The 5416-nt window shown below is 57.8% G+C and carries 3 rRNA genes; all 3 read right to left on the reverse strand.

Annotated features, from left to right (window positions below):
* Positions 1 to 4 precede the first annotated feature (4 nt).
* Positions 5 to 121: ribosomal RNA gene (gene rrf, locus E1193_RS29695) — 5S ribosomal RNA — on the reverse strand.
* Positions 122 to 202: 81 nt separating this feature from the next.
* Positions 203 to 3319 (reverse strand): 23S ribosomal RNA (locus E1193_RS29700).
* A 388-nt stretch (positions 3320 to 3707) separates the two neighbouring features.
* Positions 3708 to 5224: ribosomal RNA gene (locus E1193_RS29705) — 16S ribosomal RNA — on the reverse strand.
* The 16S, 23S and 5S rRNA genes sit together here, the layout of an rRNA operon.
* Positions 5225 to 5416 lie beyond the last annotated feature (192 nt).

The following is a 5416-nucleotide window of genomic DNA, read 5'->3' on the forward strand; positions in this document are numbered from 1 at the left end:
GATTGTCCGGCGGTGTCCTACTCTCCCACACCCTCCCGAGTGCAGTACCATCGGCGCTGGAGGGCTTAGCTTCCGGGTTCGGAATGTGACCGGGCGTTTCCCCTCCGCCATGACCGCCGTAACTCTATCAACATATCAAACAACAAACCTCAAGAATGTTGTTTGTTTGTCAAGAGTTGCACAGTGGACGCGTAGCTTCTTCGTGGTCAAGTCCTCGGCCTATTAGTACCGGTCAACTGAACCCGTTACCGGGCTTACATTTCCGGCCTATCAACCCAGTCGTCTAGCTGGGGGCCTTACCCCCACAAAGTGGGGTGGGATACCTCATCTTGAAGCAGGCTTCCCGCTTAGATGCTTTCAGCGGTTATCCCTTCCGAACGTAGCTAACCAGCCGTGCCCCTGGCGGGACAACTGGCACACCAGAGGTTCGTCCGTCCCGGTCCTCTCGTACTAGGGACAGCCCTTCTCAAGTATCCTACGCGCACGGCGGATAGGGACCGAACTGTCTCACGACGTTCTAAACCCAGCTCGCGTACCGCTTTAATGGGCGAACAGCCCAACCCTTGGGACCTGCTACAGCCCCAGGATGCGACGAGCCGACATCGAGGTGCCAAACCATCCCGTCGATATGGACTCTTGGGGAAGATCAGCCTGTTATCCCCGGGGTACCTTTTATCCGTTGAGCGACACCGCTTCCACACGCAAGTGCCGGATCACTAGTCCCGACTTTCGTCCCTGCTCGACCTGTCAGTCTCACAGTCAAGCTCCCTTGTGTACTTGCACTCAACACCTGATTGCCAACCAGGCTGAGGGAACCTTTGGGCGCCTCCGTTACCCTTTAGGAGGCAACCGCCCCAGTTAAACTACCCACCAGACACTGTCCCTGAACCGGATAACGGTCCGAAGTTAGATACCCAAATCAACCAGAGTGGTATTTCAAGATTGCCTCCACCCATACTGGCGTATGGACTTCACCGGCTCCCACCTATCCTACACAAGCCCATTCAGATACCAATGTCAAGCTATAGTAAAGGTCCCGGGGTCTTTCCGTCCTGCCGCGCGTAACGAGCATCTTTACTCGTACTGCAATTTCGCCGGGCCTGTGGTTGAGACAGTGGGGAAGTCGTTACGCCATTCGTGCAGGTCGGAACTTACCCGACAAGGAATTTCGCTACCTTAGGATGGTTATAGTTACCACCGCCGTTTACTGGCGCTTAAGTTCTCCGCTTCGCCCCCGAAAGAGCTAACAGGTCCCCTTAACGTTCCAGCACCGGGCAGGCGTCAGTCCATATACATCGAATTACTTCTTCGCATGGACCTGTGTTTTTAGTAAACAGTCGCTTCCCCCTGCTCTCTGCGGCCATACAACGCTCCACCCGCGCGGGGCTTCACGTCTCCGGCCCCCCTTCTCCCTAAGTTACGGGGGCAATTTGCCGAGTTCCTTAACCACAGTTCGCCCGATCGCCTCGGTATTCTCTACCTGACCACCTGTGTCGGTTTGGGGTACGGGCCGCTCAGAACTCGCTAGAGGCTTTTCTCGGCAGCATAGGATCACTGACTTCACCTGAATCGGCTCGGCATCACGTCTCAGCCTTCATGTGTTGCGGATTTGCCTACAACACGGCCTACACGCTTACCCCGGCACAACCACCGGCCGGGATCAGCTACCTTCCTGCGTCACCCCATCGCTTGACTACTACCCGCCAGGTTCCCACGCTCCCCCAGTTAGGTCCGAAGACCGCCCCAGGATCGGGTGGTTAGCACAACGAGGTTCATCAGGGACGCTCTTTCGCGGGTACGGGAATATCAACCCGTTGTCCATCGACTACGCCTCTCGGCCTCGCCTTAGGTCCCGACTCACCCAGGGCGGATTAGCCTGGCCCTGGAACCCTTGGTCATCCGGCGGAAGGGTTTCTCACCCTTCTTTCGCTACTCATGCCTGCATTCTCACTCGTGCCGCGTCCACAACTCGATCACTCGGCTGCTTCACCCCCGGCACGACGCTCCCCTACCCATCCACACACCTGCACCAACAACCCGAAGGTCCCTGGCGAAGTCATCATGTGAATGCCACAGCTTCGGCGGTGTGCTTGAGCCCCGCTACATTGTCGGCGCGGAACCACTTGACCAGTGAGCTATTACGCACTCTTTAAAGGGTGGCTGCTTCTAAGCCAACCTCCTGGTTGTCTATGCGACCCCACATCCTTTTCCACTTAGCACACGCTTAGGGGCCTTAGCTGGTGATCTGGGCTGTTTCCCTCTCGACTACGAAGCTTATCCCCCGCAGTCTCACTGCCGCGCTCTCACTTACCGGCATTCGGAGTTTGGCTGATTTCGGTAAGCTTGTGGGCCCCCTAGACCATCCAGTGCTCTACCTCCGGCAAGAAACACGCGACGCTGCACCTAAATGCATTTCGGGGAGAACCAGCTATCACGGAGTTTGATTGGCCTTTCACCCCTAACCACAGGTCATCCCCCAACTTTTCAACGTTGGTGGGTTCGGCCCTCCACACGGTCTTACCCGCGCTTCAGCCTGCCCATGGCTAGATCACTCCGCTTCGGGTCTAGAGCATGCGACTCAAACGCCCTATTCAGACTCGCTTTCGCTACGGCTCCCCCACACGGGTTAACCTCGCCACATGCCACTAACTCGCAGGCTCATTCTTCAAAAGGCACGCCGTCACCCCGAAAGGCTCCGACGGATTGTAGGCGAACGGTTTCAGGTACTATTTCACTCCCCTCCCGGGGTACTTTTCACCATTCCCTCACGGTACTCGTCCGCTATCGGTCACCAGGAAGTATTTAGGCTTACCAGGTGGTCCTGGCAGATTCACGGCAGATTTCAGGAGTCCGCCGCTACTCGGGAACACCCACAGAAGATCAGCAACTTTCACCTACCGGACTCTCACCGCCTACGGTCAGCCATTCCAGACTGTTCGGCTAGCCACTGACTTTATCACTCCTCGAACACGTGTCAGCATGTTCAGCAGGGTCCCACAACCCCGACTACGCAACCCCTGACAGGTATCACACGCAACCGGTTTAGCCTCAATCCGCTTTCGCTCGCCACTACTCACGGAATCACTAATTTGTTTTCTCTTCCTACGGGTACTGAGATGTTTCACTTCCCCGCGTTCCCCCCACACACCCTATGTGTTCAGGTGCGGGTGACACCACATGACTGGTGCCAGGTTTCCCCATTCGGACACCCTGGGATCACAGCTTGGTTGACAGCTCCCCCAGGCCTATCGCGGCCTCCCACGTCCTTCATCGGCTCCTGGTGCCAAGGCATCCACCGTTCGCCCTTGACAACTTGACCACAAAGATGCTCGCGTCCACTGTGCAATTCTCAACAAACAACCAACCCACAACCAGAACCGCCCCACACCTGAACCCCCACCCACCCAAGGACAGAAATCCGGTTTGCGAGACCAGGCCATGCCTGGCAGCCCAGCAAGCACTCACGCTCACCACGGCACCGAAAGAAACAACCACACGGATTGTTCCCTCAGGACCCAACAGGATGCTCAACGCCAACCACCAGCCGCACCAAGACCACCGTTCCCACCACCTCAAAGGCAGCTGTACTAGACGAACCCAGCCGTTGCCGGCACCTGACTAACCAGTGTCTCCGCCATCGAGCACCCCACCACCACATCCGGGCAGCGCGGGCTCCATACCAGCCTTCGCTGGATGGTGCTCCTTAGAAAGGAGGTGATCCAGCCGCACCTTCCGGTACGGCTACCTTGTTACGACTTCGTCCCAATCGCCAGCCCCACCTTCGACGGCTCCCTCCCACAAGGGGTTGGGCCACCGGCTTCGGGTGTTGCCGACTTTCGTGACGTGACGGGCGGTGTGTACAAGGCCCGGGAACGTATTCACCGCAGCGTTGCTGATCTGCGATTACTAGCGACTCCGACTTCACGGGGTCGAGTTGCAGACCCCGATCCGAACTGAGACCGGCTTTTTGGGATTCGCTCCACCTCACGGTATCGCAGCCCATTGTACCGGCCATTGTAGCATGCGTGAAGCCCTGGACATAAGGGGCATGATGACTTGACGTCATCCCCACCTTCCTCCGAGTTGACCCCGGCAGTCTTCGATGAGTCCCCGCCATAACGCGCTGGCAACATCGAACGAGGGTTGCGCTCGTTGCGGGACTTAACCCAACATCTCACGACACGAGCTGACGACAGCCATGCACCACCTGTGACCGCCCCCGAAGGACCTCACATCTCTGCGAGTTTTGCGGCCATGTCAAACCCAGGTAAGGTTCTTCGCGTTGCATCGAATTAATCCGCATGCTCCGCCGCTTGTGCGGGCCCCCGTCAATTCCTTTGAGTTTTAGCCTTGCGGCCGTACTCCCCAGGCGGGGCGCTTAATGCGTTAGCTGCGGCACAGAGAACCGGAGAGGCCCCCCACACCTAGCGCCCAACGTTTACAGCGTGGACTACCAGGGTATCTAATCCTGTTCGCTCCCCACGCTTTCGCTCCTCAGCGTCAGTATCGGCCCAGAGACCCGCCTTCGCCACCGGTGTTCCTCCTGATATCTGCGCATTTCACCGCTACACCAGGAATTCCAGTCTCCCCTACCGAACTCTAGCCTGCCCGTATCGACTGCAGGCCCGCGGTTGAGCCGCGGGTTTTCACAGTCGACGCGACAAGCCGCCTACGAGCTCTTTACGCCCAATAAATCCGGACAACGCTCGCGCCCTACGTCTTACCGCGGCTGCTGGCACGTAGTTGGCCGGCGCTTCTTCTGCAGGTACCGTCACTTGCGCTTCGTCCCTGCTGAAAGAGGTTTACAACCCGAAGGCCGTCATCCCTCACGCGGCGTCGCTGCATCAGGCTTCCGCCCATTGTGCAATATTCCCCACTGCTGCCTCCCGTAGGAGTCTGGGCCGTGTCTCAGTCCCAGTGTGGCCGGTCGCCCTCTCAGGCCGGCTACCCGTCGTCGCCTTGGTAGGCCATCACCCCACCAACAAGCTGATAGGCCGCGAGCCCATCCCAGGCCGAAAAACTTTCCACCAAACCTCATGCGAGGCCAGGTCATATCCGGTATTAGCCCCCGTTTCCGAGGGTTATCCCAAAGCCTAGGGCAGGTTGCTCACGTGTTACTCACCCGTTCGCCGCTCGAGTACCCCGAAGGGCCTTTCCGCTCGACTTGCATGTGTTAAGCACGCCGCCAGCGTTCGTCCTGAGCCAGGATCAAACTCTCCAACAAAAACCTGTCGAACAGTCAAACCTGACAACAAAGTGTTGCCAAAGGAATCCCCACCAACCAGACCCACCCAAAAGGCAGACCCAGCCAGCACGGGGTATCAAACAATTTGGCACTGGCTTATCAAGCACCCTGTTGAGTTCTCAAAGAACAACCACACACCACCAGAAAGCCCCACACCGTGGAACCCCCAGC

The organism is Micromonospora sp. KC606, from assembly GCF_004348675.1.
Taxonomy (GTDB): Bacteria; Actinomycetota; Actinomycetes; order Mycobacteriales; family Micromonosporaceae; genus Micromonospora.